The organism is Frankia sp. KB5, assembly GCF_002099325.1.
GTDB classification, from domain to species: Bacteria; Actinomycetota; Actinomycetes; order Frankiales; family Frankiaceae; genus Frankia; species Frankia casuarinae.
In genome coordinates, this window is record NZ_MRUJ01000004.1 from 1 (window position 1) to 16,718 (window position 16,718).

General features: G+C 70.6%; 11 protein-coding genes and 1 pseudogene. 4 read left to right on the forward strand and 8 right to left on the reverse strand.

Features of this window, described 5'->3' with window-relative positions; genetic code table 11:
- Nucleotides 1–377 (forward strand): annotated as a pseudogene (locus KBI5_RS00795) (VWA domain-containing protein); the annotation flags it as partial.
- 98 nt (nt 378–475) lie between these two features.
- On the forward strand, nt 476–1,486 hold the full coding sequence (locus tag KBI5_RS00800) for a phytoene/squalene synthase family protein (protein WP_235462885.1): 1,011 nt from the start codon (nt 476–478) through the stop codon (nt 1,484–1,486).
- On the opposite strand, the gene serS is transcribed toward KBI5_RS00800, so the two are convergent.
- Nucleotides 1,459–2,721: a serine--tRNA ligase gene (serS, locus tag KBI5_RS00805; RefSeq protein WP_011435824.1), complete on the reverse strand. Its 1,263-nt coding sequence runs from the start codon at nt 2,719–2,721 to the stop codon at nt 1,459–1,461. The two genes, KBI5_RS00800 and serS, sit on opposite strands and share 28 nt — an antisense overlap.
- A gap of 221 nt (nt 2,722–2,942) precedes the next feature.
- Between serS and KBI5_RS00810 the strand changes: the two genes are divergently transcribed.
- Nucleotides 2,943–3,836, forward strand: a complete 894-nt coding sequence (locus KBI5_RS00810; RefSeq protein WP_023840948.1) for a peptidylprolyl isomerase — start codon at nt 2,943–2,945, stop codon at nt 3,834–3,836.
- Between the two features lie 8 nt (nt 3,837–3,844).
- On the opposite strand, the gene KBI5_RS00815 is transcribed toward KBI5_RS00810, so the two are convergent.
- Nucleotides 3,845–5,650, reverse strand: coding sequence for a DEAD/DEAH box helicase (locus KBI5_RS00815; RefSeq protein WP_085014044.1), 1,806 nt, complete (start codon nt 5,648–5,650; stop codon nt 3,845–3,847).
- A gap of 172 nt (nt 5,651–5,822) precedes the next feature.
- On the opposite strand from KBI5_RS00815, the gene KBI5_RS00820 reads away from it, so the two are divergent.
- Complete coding sequence (locus KBI5_RS00820; RefSeq protein WP_085014045.1) at nt 5,823–7,346, forward strand: helix-turn-helix transcriptional regulator; 1,524 nt, start codon at nt 5,823–5,825, stop codon at nt 7,344–7,346.
- Here the strand turns inward: KBI5_RS00820 and cutA are convergent.
- The 6 genes from cutA to secD all read right to left on the reverse strand — a co-directional run bounded on the left by cutA (nt 7,339) and on the right by secD (nt 16,693).
- Nucleotides 7,339–7,665, reverse strand: a complete 327-nt coding sequence (gene cutA / locus KBI5_RS00825) for a divalent-cation tolerance protein CutA (RefSeq protein WP_085014046.1) — start codon at nt 7,663–7,665, stop codon at nt 7,339–7,341. The genes KBI5_RS00820 and cutA overlap by 8 nt on opposite strands.
- A 346-nt stretch (nt 7,666–8,011) precedes the next feature.
- The gene (locus KBI5_RS00830) at nt 8,012–10,255 is read right to left on the reverse strand and encodes a RelA/SpoT family protein (protein ID WP_085014047.1); all 2,244 of its coding nucleotides are present in this window, start codon (nt 10,253–10,255) and stop codon (nt 8,012–8,014) included.
- A gap of 22 nt (nt 10,256–10,277) precedes the next feature.
- Complete coding sequence (locus tag KBI5_RS00835; protein WP_085014048.1) at nt 10,278–12,881, reverse strand: bifunctional (p)ppGpp synthetase/guanosine-3',5'-bis(diphosphate) 3'-pyrophosphohydrolase; 2,604 nt, start codon at nt 12,879–12,881, stop codon at nt 10,278–10,280.
- Between the two features lie 82 nt (nt 12,882–12,963).
- The gene (locus KBI5_RS00840; protein ID WP_011435817.1) at nt 12,964–13,530 is read right to left on the reverse strand and encodes an adenine phosphoribosyltransferase; all 567 of its coding nucleotides are present in this window, start codon (nt 13,528–13,530) and stop codon (nt 12,964–12,966) included.
- Nucleotides 13,531–13,671: 141 nt separating this feature from the next.
- Nucleotides 13,672–14,868, reverse strand: coding sequence for a protein translocase subunit SecF (gene secF / locus KBI5_RS00845; RefSeq protein ID WP_085014053.1), 1,197 nt, complete (start codon nt 14,866–14,868; stop codon nt 13,672–13,674).
- 1 nt (nt 14,869) lies between these two features.
- Complete coding sequence (gene secD, locus KBI5_RS00850) at nt 14,870–16,693, reverse strand: protein translocase subunit SecD (RefSeq protein ID WP_011435815.1); 1,824 nt, start codon at nt 16,691–16,693, stop codon at nt 14,870–14,872.
- Nucleotides 16,694–16,718 lie beyond the last annotated feature (25 nt).

The following is a 16,718-nucleotide window of genomic DNA, read 5'->3' on the forward strand; positions in this document are numbered from 1 at the left end:
CCATCGTGCTGCTCTCCGACGGGGAGACCACCCGTGGGCGGCCGAACAACCAGGCGATCGAGGCGGCGCGGCAAGCCCGTATCCCGGTGGACACCATCGCCTACGGCACCGCCGACGGAACGCTCGACGTCGGCGGCCAGGAGGTGCCGGTGCCGGTCAACGAACAGGCGCTCCGTGACATCGCGGAGCAGACCGGCGGCTCGTACCATCGTGCCACCTCCGGCGACGAACTGCGTTCGGTCTACCGGGGGCTCGGTAGCTCGATCGGCTACCGGACCGAATACCGGGAGGTCACCACCTGGTTCCTCGGGCTGTCCCTGGGGCTGGGATTCGCCGCGGCGGCGACGTCCCTGGCGTTCACGTCCCGGCTTCCCTGAGGGGATCGACGCCGACGAGGGGGTCAACCGGACGCCCCGGGGCAGGTCGACCCCGATCGGGCGGGAGCCGTCGCTATCCGCCTCGCTGGGTGGCTACGCTGACTAACGTGGGGCAGCTCGACGCGGCCGGAATCATCGATCCTCGACTACGTTCCTCCTATGCGCGGGCCCGGGCGCTCAATGCCGCCCACGGCCGCACGTACTACCTGGCCACCCTGCTGCTGCCAGGGTGGAAGCGGCCCCACGTCCACGCGCTGTACGGCTTCGCCCGCTACGCGGACGAGATCGTCGACGATCTCGACTCCACGCTGACCGAGGCCGAGCGGGCGCGCTGGCTGCACGAGTGGGGCAGCCGGTTCCTTGCGGCGCTACGGGCGGGGACACCCGCCGTTGACGTCGGCACCGAGATGGCCGGCACCGGGAGGGACCGGCACCGCGCGGAGGTCTCGGTGCTGCCCGCGGTGGTCGACACCATTCACCGCTTCAAGATCGATCCGGACCACTTCGCGGCGTTCCTGGCCTCGATGGCGATGGACCTCACCGTGACGGAGTACGCGACCTGGGACGAGCTGACCGTCTACATGCACGGATCGGCCGCGGTGATCGGCCTGCAGATGGTGCCGATCCTCGAGCCAGTGGACGACAGCGCCCTGCCCTATGCCCGCGACCTGGGGATGGCCTTCCAGCTCGCCAACTTCATCCGCGACGTCGGCGAGGATCTGCGGCGCGGCCGCGTCTATCTGCCCCGGACTTCGCTGGACCTGTTCGGGGTCACCCGGGAGCAGCTGGCCGCCGGCGTCGTTGACGGGCCGGTCCGCCGGCTGCTGGCCTTCGAGATCAGCCGGGCGCGGGAGCTGTTCCGCGCCGCCGAGCCCGGCATCCGCCTGCTGCACCCAACCTCACGCGACTGCCTGCGGACGGCGTTCGTCCTCTACCGGGGCATCCTCGACGAGGTCGAGCGCGCCGACTACCGGGTGCTCGAACGCCGCGTGTCAGTCGGGCTCCCGCGCCGGCTGGCGGTCGCCGGACCCGCCCTGGTCCGGGCCGTCCGGGCGCGTCGCGGCCAGGGCCACGGGATGCCTCAGATCAGCTCACGGCCCCCCAGGTAGGGCCGCAGCACTTTGGGAACGCGTACCTCGCCGTCGGCGGTCTGGAAGTTCTCCAGCAACGCCGCCAGCAGCCGTGGGGTCGCCACGGCGGTGTTGTTGAGCGTGTGCGCAAAACGCACGGTGCCGTCGGTGTCGCGGTAGCGCAGGTTCGCCCGGCGCGCCTGCCAGTCGTGCAGCGTCGAGCAGCTGTGCGTCTCGCGGAATCGACCGAGCGAGGGGAACCAGGTGTTGATGTCGTTCATCCGGAACTTGCCGACGCCCATGTCCCCGGTGGCGCATTCGACGACCTCGTAACACAGCCCGAGGTCGGACAGGATCCGCTCGGCAGTGGCCAGCAACTCGGCATGCCAGCGGGCCGACTCGGCCTCGTCAGCGGCGCACAGCACGAACTGTTCGACCTTCTCGAACTGGTGGACGCGCAGCAGACCGCGGACGTCCCGGCTGGCGCTGCCGATCTCCCGGCGAAAGCACGGCGAGATGCCGGCGTAGCGGATCGGCAGGCGGCCCACATCGAGAATCTCCCCGGCATGCAGGCCGACAAGAGCCACCTCGGCAGTCCCCGCCAGGTAAAGGTCGTCGGCGGGGATCGCATAGATCTCCTCGCGGGCCTTGGGTAGCATCCCGGTGCCGACGAGCGGCTCCTCCCGGACCAGGGCGGGCACCGACACGGGGGTGAAGTCCAGCCCGCGCAGCAGGTCGAGCGCATAGGAATGCACCGCGCGCTCCAGCATGACCATGTCACCGACGAGGGCGTACGCCCGCTCCCCCGCGACCCGCCGGGCCCGGGCGAACTCCGCCCACCCTCGTTTCTCGGCCAGTGCCGTGTGGTCGAGCGGGGTGAAGTCGAACTCCGGCGGCTCGCCGACGGTCCGCAACACCACGTTGGCCGACTCGTCGGCTCCCACCGGCGCACCCGACCACGGGATGCCCGGCACCAGCAGCATCAGCTCGGACAGCCGGCCCCCGGTTCGGGCCAGCTGCTCGCGCAGGTCCTTCAGCTGGCGGTCGAACGCCTCGTGCTCGGCCCGCAGCTCGGCCCGCCGGGCCGCGTCKGCCCCGGCGAACTGCTTCGCGAAGCTCTTGCGCCGAGCCTGCGCCTCGTCCACCTCGAACTGCAGTTTGCGATTGTCCCGGTCGAGCTGCAGCAGTTCATCGACATCCAGATCAATGCCTTTGGCCGCGACCGCGTCTTTCACGGCCTGCGGATTCTCCCGGATAAAGCGCTTATCGAGCATGGAATCGCGTCAGCCTCTGATCGGTACCGCATTGTGCTTTGCGGTAACGCTACCAGCCGTCCGGCCCGCGCACCGGTCCGCTCCCGGCCCGGCGGGCACCCGCCCCGGCAGGCACCATGCGGGGCGATCCGCCGCTCACCGGTTACGGTGCACAGACCACACCAGAACCAGACCACACCAGAACCAGCAGACCGCATCAGAAGCGAGGGAGGCCGGCGACGGTGGCCAGTTCAAAGGAGCGACGTCAACGCGAGCTCGCCGAGGCCCGGGCGGCCCGGCAGGCGCAGCGGCGCCGGCTCGCCCATCGCCGTCGTCAGCAGCGGCTCGCGATCGTCGCCGGATTCATCGCGATCGTCGTCGCGGCATCGACGATCGCCGCGATCCTGCTCACCGGCAAGGACGACCAGCCCGACGTGGCCGCCGCCGGTGCCGCGACGACACCCACCGCGACCGCACCCACCGCGACCGCACCCACCGCGACCGCACCGACACCATCGGCCGCCCCCCGTCAGACCAGCAGGGTCGGGCAGTGCACCTACACCTCCAACGGGGAGGCCCCGGCCCGCGGCGCCACCCTGCCGGCGGCCGCGGCCACCGTCGACACGTCCCCGGCGACAATGGTGATCATCACCGACGCCGGCACCATCACGGCCGCCTTGGACGCCCAGAAGGCACCATGCACGGTGCACGCCCTGCGCACGCTCGCCGACGCCAGGTACTTCGACGGCACCACGTGCCACCGCCAGACCGGGGGGGCCGACGCAGGCATCTCGGTCCTGCAGTGCGGCGATCCCACCGGAACCGGCAACGGCGGCCCGGGGTACGGGTACGCCAACGAGAATACCCAGGGCGTGACCTACGACCGAGGCGTGCTGGCGATGGCGCACAGCCAACTGCCGGACAGCAACGGCAGTCAGTTCTTCATCAACTACCAGAACCCGACCCCGCAGGGCGCGGCGGCGCTCGCCGGCAATTACACCGTCTTCGGGAAGATCACCAAGGGACTCGACGTGCTCGACAAGCTCACCGGGCCCGGCGTCGAGGGCGGCGGCTCCGATGGTGCCCCGGCGAGCAAGCCGAAGATTCTTTCGATCACGATCACCCAGGGCGGCTGACCCGCCGGTCAACCGGCCCAGCGGCGGATGGTGTCGATGCGGGCCTGGAGCTGCGCGGCGGTGGCCTGGCCGCTCGGCGGACCGCCACAGGTCCGGCGCAGCTCGGCGTGGATCATCCCGTGCGGTTTGCCCGTGCGGTGGAAGTGTGCGCCGACAAGCCGGTTCAGCTCCTTGCGCAGCTCGCCGATCACCTCGTGCACGGGCCGGGTGGCCGCCTCGACCGCCGGCTGCACGCCCTCGCGGGCCGGCGGGACGACCGGCGAATCCGCGGCACGGGCAGCGGCACGGCGCGTGGCGGCCTGCTGGGCGRCCTGCTGGGCGGCCTCCCGCTGGCGCAGCAGAACCGCGACCTGATCGGGCTCCAGCAGGCCCGGCAGGCCCAGGAAGTCCTCCTCCTCGATGGACCCGGGGGCCGCCGGGGTGCCGAACTCGCCGCCATCGAAGATCACTCGGTCGAGATGGGCCGAGGATCCCAACGCCGTGAACAAGGTGTCCGGCTTGTCGGGGATGTCCTTGCGCCGGTTGGCGTCCCGCAGCGCGTCGTCGTCGAAGGCGTCCGGATCGCGCGGGGACTTCTCCAGGGCGTGGTCCCGCTGGACCTCCATCTCGCCAGCCAGCGCCAGCAGGGACGGCACGCTCGGGAGGAAGACCGACGCCGTCTCCCCGCGACCGCGGCCCCGAACGAACCGCCCGACGGCCTGGGCGAAGAACAGCGGGGTTGACGCCGAGGTCGCATAGACCCCGACCGCCAGGCGAGGCACGTCCACGCCCTCACTGACCATCCGTACCGCCACCATCCACCGGTCGGCCGACCGGCGAAAGTCATCGATCTTGGTCGACGCGGTCGGGTCGTCGGAGAGGATCAGCACGGGCGAGGTGCCGGTGATCCGGGTGAGCAGCGCGGCGTAGGCGCGCGCGGCCGCGTGATCCGTGGCGATGACCAGCCCGCCCGCGTCGGGCATGCCGCCGGCCCGCACCTGGGACAGCCGGGTGTCGGCGGAGGCGAGCACCGCCGGCATCCAGTCCCCGCCCGGGTCGAGCGCGGTGCGCCACGCGGCGGCGGTCTGCTCGTTGGTGAGCGGCTCCCCGAGTCGGGCGCTCAGTTCCGCGCCGGCACTGGTCCGCCAGGTCATCTCGCCCGAGTAGGCGAGGAAGAGCACCGGGCGGACAACCCCGTCGCGCAGCGCCTCGGCATAGCCGTAGGAGGAGTCCGCGATGCTGCGCATCACCCCGTCGGGGCCCGGCAGGTAGGTGACGAAAGGGATCGGGTTGACGTCGGAGCGAAACGGAGTACCAGTCAGGGCGAGGCGACGCGCGGCCGGGGTGAACGCCTCCCGGATCGCCTCACCCCATGACAGCGCGTCGCCGGCGTGGTGGATCTCGTCCAGGACGATCAGGGTGCGACGCGCGGCGGTCCGGGCACGGTGCAGGGCCGGATGCGCCGCCACCTGGGCGTAGGTCACGGCGACACCGGTGTAGTCGGAGGATGTCGCCCCGGCCGAGTTGCGGAAGTCCGGATCGAGGTCGACACCAACCTCCGCCGCGGCCACGGCCCACTGGCGTTTGAGGTGCTCGGTGGGCGCGACGACGGTGATCCGACTGATCTCGCCGGCAGTGAGAAGGTCGGCGGCCACCTGCAGGGCGAAGGTCGTCTTCCCGGCGCCCGGGGTGGCGACCGCCATGAAGTCCCGGGCGCCCGACGACGACCGTGACCGGTAGATCTCCAGGGCCGCACGCTGCCACGCGCGCAGCGGTCGGGCTGGTGGAACGGGACGTCGTGGACGAGGGCTTCGGTCGAGGGGGCCGGCTCTCACGCCATCACACTCTAGAAGGCGGCACTCGGCGAAGACGCTGGCGGCCGCAGGCGCGTCGGGATGACCACACTTTTGCCGTGGATGGTCCCGAAGGGACCACGCCCGAGCATGACCGTCTTATCTCACAGAGGGTTAAGCTCCTGGAGTCAACCGATTGACTTCGGAGGCCCCGATGCAGCTCACGACCGGTCCTTCGGCAGTTCCCCGCGCACCGGTGGCCTCCGCGCCAACACCTGAGGTATCCGGTGGTGACAGGACGCCCACCACCCGCACACCCAACACCCGCACACCCAACACCCGGCTGCGACTGAGTCGGGAGGAACGGGGCTGGTCGCAGGAACGGCTCGCCACCGAGATCCGTCGGTTCTCCGTCATCCACGAGGGTCGCGAGGCCGGGGTGACCGGCAACATGATCTGCAAGTGGGAGAAGGGCGACAAGAAACCAAGCCTGCGTTATCAGCGGTTGTTGCGGGCGCTATTCGGCCGGTCGTCGGCGGAGCTCGGTTTCGTGGATGACGAAGCGCTTCCCGCCGCCGTCGGAGCACTGCGGGGCGGAACCGGTCAGGGTACGGCCGTCGCCGCGTCGATGAACCTTGAACAGGCGGCCTGCGAGACGGGCGCCGCGGGCACACTCGTACTTCACCCCGGCACCGACATGATCGACACGAACGGTATTCCCGTGGAACGTCGGGACTTTCTCCGGCTCTTCGCCGCGGCGGGCGGCGTCGCCGTCGTGCCCATGAACGGCGTCACGGACACCCCGCCCTGGGAGCGCCTCTCGGCGGCGCTGCGTCGCCGTAGCACGGTGACCCCGGAGCTCGTCAACGAGCTGGGCCAGCTCACCGCGGGGCTGTACGGCTTGGAGGAACGCGTTCCCGCCCGGATCCTGATACAGCGGGTCACCGGGCATCTGAGCAGGCTCAGTCAGCTGCTGGAGACCACGAGCCGGTCCCCGGTGYGCCGTGAGCTGACCTCCACCGCCGGGGAGACGGCGGCGCTCGCCGGATGGCTCTCGTTCGACATGAACGACCTGCCCGCGGCCGTCGCCTACTACCGGGTGGCCATCGAGGCCGCCCGCGAGGCCGATGACCACGCCCTGTGGGCCTGCGTACTCGGTTACGAGAGCTACCAGACCGCCAGCCGTGGCCGCCACGACCAGGCCTGCGCGCTGCTCGGTGAAGCCCAGCGGCGAGCCGCCACGGGCAGCACGGTGATGACCAGGGCCTGGCTGGCTGCCCGGGAGGCCGAGGAGCAGGCCRCTCGCGGCGAGGGCCGGGCGGCGCTGGCCGCCCTCGACCGTGCCCAGGATGCCTTCGACCGGGGTGAGAGCGACGGGGACCGGGTCTGGACGCAGTTCTTCGACCGGGGCCGGCTCGATGGCCTGAAGGTCACCACCTACACGCGGCTACGGCGACCCGCCGCGGCCTACGCCGCCGCCACCGAGGCACTGCGGGCGGCCGCTCCCGGTGCGACGAAGAAGCGGTCGTTGCTGATGAGCGACATCGCGGAGGTGCACATCCAGCGGCGGGAGATCGAGGCGGCCTGCCACTTCGCGGCCGAGTCCCTCGCGATCGTGCTCCAGACGGACTTCTCGCTGGGCCTGGCCCGTATCCGCCGCGCCCGGGAGCACCTGCGGCCCTGGCAGCACACCCAGGCCGTGCGCGAGTTCGACGAGCAGCTGCGGGCACTCACCTGACGGTGGGTGCCGTCTCGGCGCTGATCCAGCCCAGATAGTCGGCATGGCCGGCGACGATCGGCGTGGCAATGATCTCGGGATTTTYGTAGGGGTGGAGGACCACGAGCCGCTCATGTAGCTCATCGAATCGTTCGGTGGTCGTTTTCGCCAGACAGAGCCATTCCTCGGCCTGCTCGATCTGGCCCTTCCAGCGGTAGGTRCTGCTCATCGGTCCGATCACCTGGAAACAGGCGACCAGACGCGCCTCCACCAGGATCCTACCGATACGGTCAGCGCTTTCCCGGGAGTCGATACTCACGATGACCTGAAGGTGACCCACGCGCACTCCCATCTCTAAAACGATGGATACGCAAGATACCCTACATCGATCAGTGGCGGTAGCCGTTGAATTTACGGCGTCCGGTAGGATGGTCCGTATTCTCCGCGTGACATTCCACCCGGATCCACCCGGAATGGGCGGTTCAGTCGCAAGCCGTTTACCGCCGGTTGATCGGGAGGGTACATTCCGGCGCGGAAAGGCCACGCTGGGCGCAAGAGACAGCACCCCACGCCGGCCGGAGAAGACCGGCCTGCTCCCGTAACCAGCCTGGTCTCACCCACCGGTTGGTCCTACCGCTGCCGCGGTCCCCCGCCCGGGTCGGTGCCACCGCCGCCCTGCGCTGGCTTCACCCGTCCCCGGYGGGCGCGCCGTGAGCCGACGACCCCTGGGTCTGGCACACGCGGTAGCAGTCGTAGACACCGCCGACGCCGCGCACGGCGCCGAGCACCTTGTCCAGTTGCTCCGGCCCGGTGACCTCGATCGTGAAACGCGCATGCGCGACCCGATCATCGGATGTGGTCGTCGAGGCCGCGCGGACGGACGCCGAGATCTCCGAGAGCACCTCGGTGATGTCCGCGAGCAGCCCGTAGCGGTCGAACGCCTCGACGGCGATCTCCGCGGGAAAAATCTGCGCCTGTGGTGCCGACCAGGTCGCCACCGCGACGCGCTCGCGGTCCGACCCCGCCTCGGTGGCGTTCATGCACTCCCGGCGGTGCAGAGACACGGTGCTGCCGTGCGTCGCGAAGCCGACGACCACGTCTCCGGGCAGCGGAAGGCAACATCGCGCCAGCCTCGCCGGCACCCGACCACCCACCCCGTCGTCTGCCACGGCCGCGAGGCTGGGCATCCCACGCCGGGCGATCGGACGGGTCGGCGACGGCAGGCCCGACGAGGCGCCGTCCGCGCCGCCGGCGGTCCGCGCCCCGCCGCCGCTCCCGGACCGGGTGGTCGTGACGCCCGGCTCGGCCGCCCCGGCGGCGGTGTCCCTGCGCTGCCGGGCCAGCCGGCGCCGGATACGTACCCGGGCCCGGGAGGTCCTGACGAAGTGCAACCAGTCCTCCGACGGTCCCGCGCCGGGGAGGTTGGAGGTCAGGATCTCGACGACGTCGCCGTTGCGCAGCCGGGTATGCAACGGGACGAGCCGACCGTTGACCCGGGCGCCGATCRCCCGGTGCCCGATGTCGGTGTGCACGGCGTAGGCGACGTCCACCGGGGAGGACCGGGCCGGCAGTGCGAGCATCCTGCCCTTGGGCGTGAACACCAGCACCTCGTCGGCATCCAGGTCTGAGGACAGCGACTCGAGGAACTCGTCCGAGTCGACCTCCTCCTGCCAGTCCAGCAAGCTGTGCAACCAGGACAGGCCCTCCAGGCGGGCGCCGTCCGCGCCGGGGCCGACCGGTCGGGCGACGATCCCGGTCTCGGCCAGCCGGTGCATCGACGGCGTCCTGATCTGGATGTCGAGGGAGCGGCCGGCGCCGTCGGCCACCGTCGTGTGCAGGGACTGGTACATGTTGAACTTCGGGGTAGCCACGAAGTCGCGCAGCCTGCCGGGCACCGGTCGCCACAGGGCGTGGATGACACCCAGCGCCGCGTAACAGTCCGTCACCTCGTCAACGAGCACGAGGACGCGGACGAGGTCGGTGTAGTCCTGGACGGGCCGGTTGCGCTCCTGAGCCCGCTTGTAGATCGAGAACAGGTGGCTGACCCGGATGGAGACGGCGCCGTCGATGCGAGCCCCCGCGAGCCCGGCTCGCAACCGTGCCACCAGCGCCGCGACGGTTCCGGCCGCGCGCTCAGCGGCGGTGAACTCGTCCACCGTGGCGGCAATCCGGGCGTGCTCGGCGGGATGGAGCACGGCGAACGCCCGGTCCTCCAGCTCTCGCTTGATCACACTGACGCCGAGCCGGTGGGCCAGCGGGGCCAGGACCTCGAGCGTGACCCGGGAGATCTTCACCTGTTTGGGAGGGGACATGAAGGCGAGCGTGCGCATGTTGTGCAACCGGTCCGCGATCTTGATGACCAGTACTCGGTAGTCCCGGGCCAAGGCCACGATCAGCTTGCGCAGCGTCTCGGCCTCCGCGGCCTCCCCGAACCGCATCTTGTCCAGCTTGGTGACACCGTCGACGAGGTTGGCCACCTCCGCGCCGAACTCCTGGGTGACGGAGTCGAGGGTGTACCCGGTGTCCTCGACCGTGTCATGCAGCAGGGCAGCGATCAGGGTAGTCGTGTCCACCCCCAGCTCCGCGAGGACCTCGGTGACGGCGAGGGGATGGCTGATGTACGGATCCCCGCTGCGCCGCATCTGACCGGCGTGCAGCCGCTCGGCGACGCCGTAGGCGTGCACCAGCAGGCCGATGTCGGCGCGCGGATGATAGTCGCGATGCGCCTCGACGATGTCACGCAGCTCCGGCGGCACCTGGGACATCCGCGGTGTCGCCATCCGCCGGGCCAGGTGGGCGAGACGCACGCTCGCCTGCCGGGCCGCCGACAGGGCCCGGGAGGCCTCGTCGGCACCGCCGTCGGCCCGGGACAGCGCGGGGGTCAGACCGCCGCCGGCCGGCAGACCCGCACCCACGGTCTCAGCATCCACGGCACCCCCCTGATTCGACCCGTTAGACCTGTACGCCCGAGGTAACGCGGAAACAGCCGTATACGCCCTCGATGGCACGCACCGCACTCAGGATGTGCCGGAGATGCTTGGCGTCTCCCATCTCGAACGTGAAGCGGCTGACCGCCACCTGATCCCGTGTGGTGGCCACCGACGCCGACAGGATGTTCACGTGCCGGTCGGACAGTACCCGGGTGACATCCGAAAGTAGTTTGGTACGGTCCATCGCCTCGACCTGGATCACGACGAGGAACACCGAGCCCGACGACGGCGCCCACTCGACCTGGACCGTGCGGTCGTGCGGCCCGCCGCGCAGCCCCGACAGGTTGGAGCAGTCCGTCCGGTGGACCGACACGCCCTTGCCCCGGGTGACGAAACCGGCGATCTCGTCGCCGGGCATGGGGGTGCAGCAGCGGGCGAGCTTCGTCCACACGTCGGGAGCACCGGTGACGAGCACCCCCGCCTCCCCGGTCGAGCGACGCAGCGTGCGGATCGGCAGCTCGGTCTCACCCGCGTCCTCCTCGGCCCCCTCCGGACCGCCGAGGGYCACGAGCAGCCGCGAGACCACCGACTGGGCGCTGACGTGGTTCTCCCCCACGGCCGCGTAGAGGGCGGCCACGTCGGCGTAGCGCAGGTCCTTGGCCAGGTTCAACAGCGCGTCCCCGCTCATCAGGCGGGACAGCGGCAGGCCGTGGCGGCGCATCGCGCGGCCGATCGCGTCGCGGCCGGCGACGATCGCGTCCTCCCGGCGCCCACGGGCGTGCCACTGGCGGATCTTCGTCCTGGCCCGCGACGAACGGACGAACATCAACCAGTCCTCGCTCGGGCCGGCCGAATGGGCCCGCGAGGTGAAGATCTCGACCGCGTCGCCGTTGTCCAGCGGGGTGTCCAGGGCCGCGAGACGGCCGTTGATCCGGGCCCCGACGCACTGGTGGCCGATGTCGGTGTGCACCGCGTAAGCGAAGTCCACCGAGGTCGACCCGGCAGGCAGCGGGATGACGTCGCCCTTGGGGGTGAAGACGAAAACCTCGTCGGTCTCGGCGGCGAACCGCAGGCTGTCGAGGAACTCTCCCGGGTCCGCGGTCTCCCGCTGCCAGTCGAGCACCTGACGCAGCCAGGTCATGAGGTCCGCATCGGGTCCGCCCTTGCGCCGACCGGCCCGCCCGCCCTCCGGGGTCCCCGCCGAGGGCCGGGCCGCAACCCCGTCCTCCTTGTACTTCCARTGCGCGGCAATGCCGTACTCGGCCCGGTTGTGCATCGCGTGCGTGCGGATCTGCAGCTCGACCGGTTTGCCCTCGGGACCGATGACCGTCGTGTGCAAGGACTGGTACATGTTGAACTTGGGCATCGCGATGTAGTCCTTGAACCGGCCGGGAATCGGCTTCCAGGTCGCGTGCACGGTACCCAGCGTGGCATAGCAGTCCCGGACCGAGTCGACCAGGACGCGGATGCCGACCAGATCATAGATGTCGTCGAAGGAACGGCCGCGCACCACCATCTTCTGGTAGATCGAGTAATAGTGCTTCGGCCGCCCGGAGACGACCGCCTTGATCCGCGCGTCCCGCAGGCCGACCTGTACCTGCCCGATCACCTCGGCCAGATAGACGTCCCGGCTCGGGGCCCGGTCAGCGACCAGCCGGACGATCTCGTCGTACCGTTTCGGATACAACGCGGCGAACGAGAGGTCCTCCAGCTCCCACTTCAACGAGTTCATGCCGAGCCGGTGGGCGAGCGGGGCGTAGACCTCGAGCGTCTCCCGAGCCTTGCGTTCCTGCTTGTGCTCGGGCAGAAAGCGCAGGGTACGCATGTTGTGYAGGCGGTCGGCGAGCTTGACCACCAGCGCGCGTGGGTCGCGGGCCATCGCGACGACCATCCGGCGGATGGTCTCCGCCTGGGCCGCCTCGCCGACCTTGATCCGGTTGAGCTTGCTGACCGCGTCGACGATGAGCGCGATATGGTCACCGAAGGTGTCCCGGATTGCATCGACGGTAAGCGTCGTCTCCTCGAGGGTGTCGTGCAGCAACGCCGCGGACAGCGTCGCGGTGTCCATCCCCAGATCGGCGAGGATGCTCGCGACCGCGATCGGATGAGTGATGTACGGGTGGCCGGAGAAGCGCACCTGGCCGGCGTGCGCGGCGTCGGCGACCTCGAACGCCTGCTGCACCTGGGCGATGTCGGCGCGCGGGTGGTTCGCGAGCAGCCCACGCAGCACCGGGTCGAGAGCCGAGGGAGGCGTCGCCCGGTGCGTCGCAAGGCGGGAGAGCCGACCGCGTACCCGACGCGGCAGCGGCGGCGACTCGTGCCCCAACCGGGGGACGACCGGGGAACCGTCCTCGGGACGCCGTCCCATGCCGACCGCGGTGACCAGCTCGGACCCCCCCGGGGATCCACCCGGCGGCTCCTGCCCGCGGACGTCGCCACCATCCGCAGCCGGCGGCTGTGCCGGCCCGTGGACTGCCGGCCCGTGGACTGCCGGCCCGTGGACTGCCGACTCACGCGCCGCCGATCCGGCGGTGGCCCGCGCGGCATCGCCCACCGGCCGGGGCTCCCGGAAGGGAGTGACGGCGGGCTGCGAAACTCCGGTGGTCACCGGCGCTGCCTCGGGCACGGACCGCTCCTGCGTAAGGACTAGACACCGAGCCTAACGCCGCACTGGTCAGAAGCCTTCCGCGGACCTCGCCCGGGCGAGGTCAAATCGTCAGAAGGGAGACGACATCGAGCGGCGCGACCCGATCACGGCCCGGTAGGAAGGACAGCTCCATGAGGACCGCCAGCCCCACGACCTCCCCGCCACCAGCCGCGAGCAGGCTGTGTGCGGCGGCCGCGGTGCCACCGGTGGCCAACACGTCGTCAACGAGCAGGACCCGGTCGCCGTCGTGCACCGCGTCGGCGTGGATCTCGATCGTGGCGGCGCCGTACTCCAGGTCGTAGGAGGCGCTTCGGGTCGGCCCCGGCAGCTTGCCCTGCTTACGGATCGGCACGAGGCCGGTGCCCAGCCGGTCCGCGACCGGCGCGGCTAGCAGGAAGCCCCGCGCCTCGATGCCGGCGATCGTGGTGGCCCCCAGCGCCCGGGCCGCGTCCGCCAGCGCACCGATGACCACCCCGAAGGCGGTCGGCGTCGCGAGCAGCGGGGTGATGTCTTTGAACACGACCCCTGGCTGCGGCCAGTCGGGAATGTCGCGGATGTGGCCACGCAGGACCTCGGCGACCGCGTCGTGCGCGGCGGACCGCTGCGGTGCGTCGTCGATGCTCGTCATCGTGCCGCTTCTCCCACCTTCAGGGTCGTCTGGACTTCAGGGTTGCCCGGACATCAGGATCGTCCCGACATCAAGATCGTCCGGAGATCCGCGGCCACCCGATCGGAGCCCCGCCCAGATCCGCGCGGCCGGCGACCTGGCTCACCGGCGTTTCTTACCGCTCGRCCGTCCGCGCCGCCCGGGTTTGCGCCCCGCGGCGCGCCGGGCAGGGGGCGCGCCCGACGGTCGTCGGGCGGCACCGCCCAGGTTCGCCCCGGCCGGAACCGGTTCACGCGCGCCGGAGACGGGAGCGTCCTCACCCCAGCCGGCCGGATCGACCGCCGCGCCGGCGGGAACAGCCGTGCCCGGCACACCCGCGGCGGCCCGGACCCGCCTGGCGCGCTCACGGGCGACCCGCGCATCCAGCGCCCGCACGGCGGGATCGCCGCGCTTGAGGTCGACGAGCAGCGGCGTGGCAAAGAACAGGGAGGARTATGTACCGGAGGCGATACCGACGAACTGGGCGAGCGCGAGGTCCTTCAGCGTGCCGGCACCGAGCAGACCGGCGCCGACGAAGAGGAGGGATGCGACCGGGATGAGGGCGATGAGGGAGGTGTTCAGTGAACGCACCAACGTCTCGTTGAGCGCGTCGTTCGTCGCCTCCGCGTAGGTCCGCCGCGTCGACGTGCCCATGCCCGCGGTGTTCTCCCGCACCCGGTCGAACACCACCACCGTGTCGTACAGGGAGAATCCGAGGATCGTCAGCACGGCGATGACCGTCGACGGCGTCACCTCGAAACCTACCAGCGAGTAGACACCCATGGTGACGACGAGGTCGTGAACAAGAGCGGCCATCGCCGCGAGCGCCATCCTCCACTCGAACCGTACCGAGAGGTAGATCACGACGAGCACGAGGAAGACGGCCAGGCCCTGGAGGGCCTTGTTCGTGATCGTCGATCCCCAGGAYGAGCCGACGGTCGACACGGCGATGTCGCGGTCCGGGTTCGACACCGAGAAGCGCTTGGCCAACGCGCCGGTCAGCTCACGGGTCTGGGCGTCGGAGAGGGTCGGCGTCTGGATCCGGAACTGGTGGGAGGTCTCCAGTTKCTGGACCACACTGTCCGCCGGGTCGAGCCCGATGCCGGACAGCGTGTCCTCGACCTGCGCGACGGTACCGCCACCGCTGGGTAGCTGGAAGACCGCGCCACCGGAGAACTCGATACCGAAGGTGAAGCCACGGAAGATCATGCTGATGATGCAGACGGCGACCACGACGCCGGAGACGGCATACCAGGCCTTGCGCCGGCCGACGAAGTCGACGTTGAAGTCGCTGCGGTAGATCCGCCCGACCAGTGCCATCTCAGCTCTCCCGCCTCTGCCCGGCCGGCGCCGGCCGCTTGGCCAGTCGCGCCCGGGTGGAAGCGGCCGGCGCCACGCCACCGCCACGCCCGCCGAGGGTCTTCGGACTCAGGCCCGAGTACCGGCTGACCGAGAACAGTCTGCGCCGCACCAGCAACGTCACCAACGGCCGGGTGAAGATAAACATGATCACGACATCGCTCAACGTCGACAGCCCGAGCGTAAAGGCGAAGCCGCGCACCGAGCCGATCGACAGGATGTAGAGGACCGCGGCGGCCAGGAAGGAAACCGTGTCCGCGGAGAGCATCGTGCGCCGCGCGGCGGGCCAGGCACGATCCGTGGCCGCCCGGACCGTGCGACCGGCCCGGACCTCGTCTTTGATCCGTTCGAAGTAGACCACGAACGAGTCCGCCGTGACACCGATCGACACGATCAGGCCGGCGATGCCGGCCAGGGTCAGCGTGAACCCGATCGCCACGCCGAGCAGCACCACCGAGGCGTAGATCAGCAGACCGCTGACGGCGAGGGAGATGATCACGACCATGCCCAGCGCCCGGTAGTACAGGAAGGAGTAGGCGATGACGAGAACGAGTCCGATGGCGCCGGCGAGCAGTCCGCCGTGCAGCGAGTCACGACCGAGGGTCGGCGAGATGGACTCGGCCTGGGAGCGCTCGAAGGCCAGGGGAAGGGCACCGTAGCGCAGCACGTTGGCGAGGTCCTCGGCGTCGGACTGGCTGAAGCCGCCGGAGATCTGGGCCGATCCGGGGATGCGCTCGTTGGTCTGCGGCGCGGACTGCACCACCCCGTCGAGCACGATCGCAACCTGCTTGCCGATCGTGCTCTCGGTCAGCTTGGTGAACTTGTTCTGGCCCGGACCGGTGAACTCGACGTTCACGACCCACTGCCCGGTGGTGATGCCCGTGGTCCCGCCGCCGCCCTGCAGGCCCGCGGAGGCGGTCTTCACATCCGTCCCGACCACCGTGGCCGGCTTGAGCAGGTACTTCGTCGTCCCGGTCCGGTCACAGGCGGCGGTCCAGTCCTGCGGGCGGTCGGTGCTGACCGAGGCTTTGCGGACGTCGGCCGCTGCGCACGTCAGCGACTCGTAGCGAGCGAACACGTCGGCAGGCGGGCTGTCCCCGGTCGACCCGGTCGACCCGGTCGCCGCCGGCGCGGGGGCCGGGGCCGGAGAAGCCGAGGCCACCGGAGAAGCCGAGGCCGCGCCCACCGCGGGTGTGCCCGCGGCGGTCAGCGACACCGGCTGGGCGATCAGGCCGCGGCCCGTGCCGTCACCGAGCGCGGCCGGTTTGTTCGACGCGGCGGGTGCCGGGGATGACGGCGCGATGCTCGGCGTGCTCTGGCCGGCCGTCGGGGCCGGCTGGCCCGTCGCACCCGGCGTGGGTGCGGAGGCCGCCCCAGTGGGGGTGGGCACCGGGGTGGCCTGGCCGGACGTGGCGACCTCACGGAAACGCAGTTCAGCGGTCTGCCCGACCAGATCCACGACGTCGTTGCGGCCGCGGCCGGGCACCGAGATCTCGATCTGGTTGCCGGTACGATGAACCTCGGACTCGGCGACGCCCAAGCCGTCAACGCGCTGCCGGATGATGTCGACGGCCTGGTTGACGGCACCACTGTCGACGTTGTTTCCCTGCGTGGCACGAGGCGTGAGGATGACGCTCGTCCCGCCCTGCAGGTCGAGCCCGAGCCGGGGCTTCCAGTTTCCGGTAGCGGCCATGAGGCCGTAGAGGACGACGATCAGACCGCCGAGGATCCCCAGCCGGGTCCAGACGGAGATCCCCCTGGGTACCCGTGCCGAGCCGCGTGCCACCTGCGAGTCCCTTCCTCACGCGCCG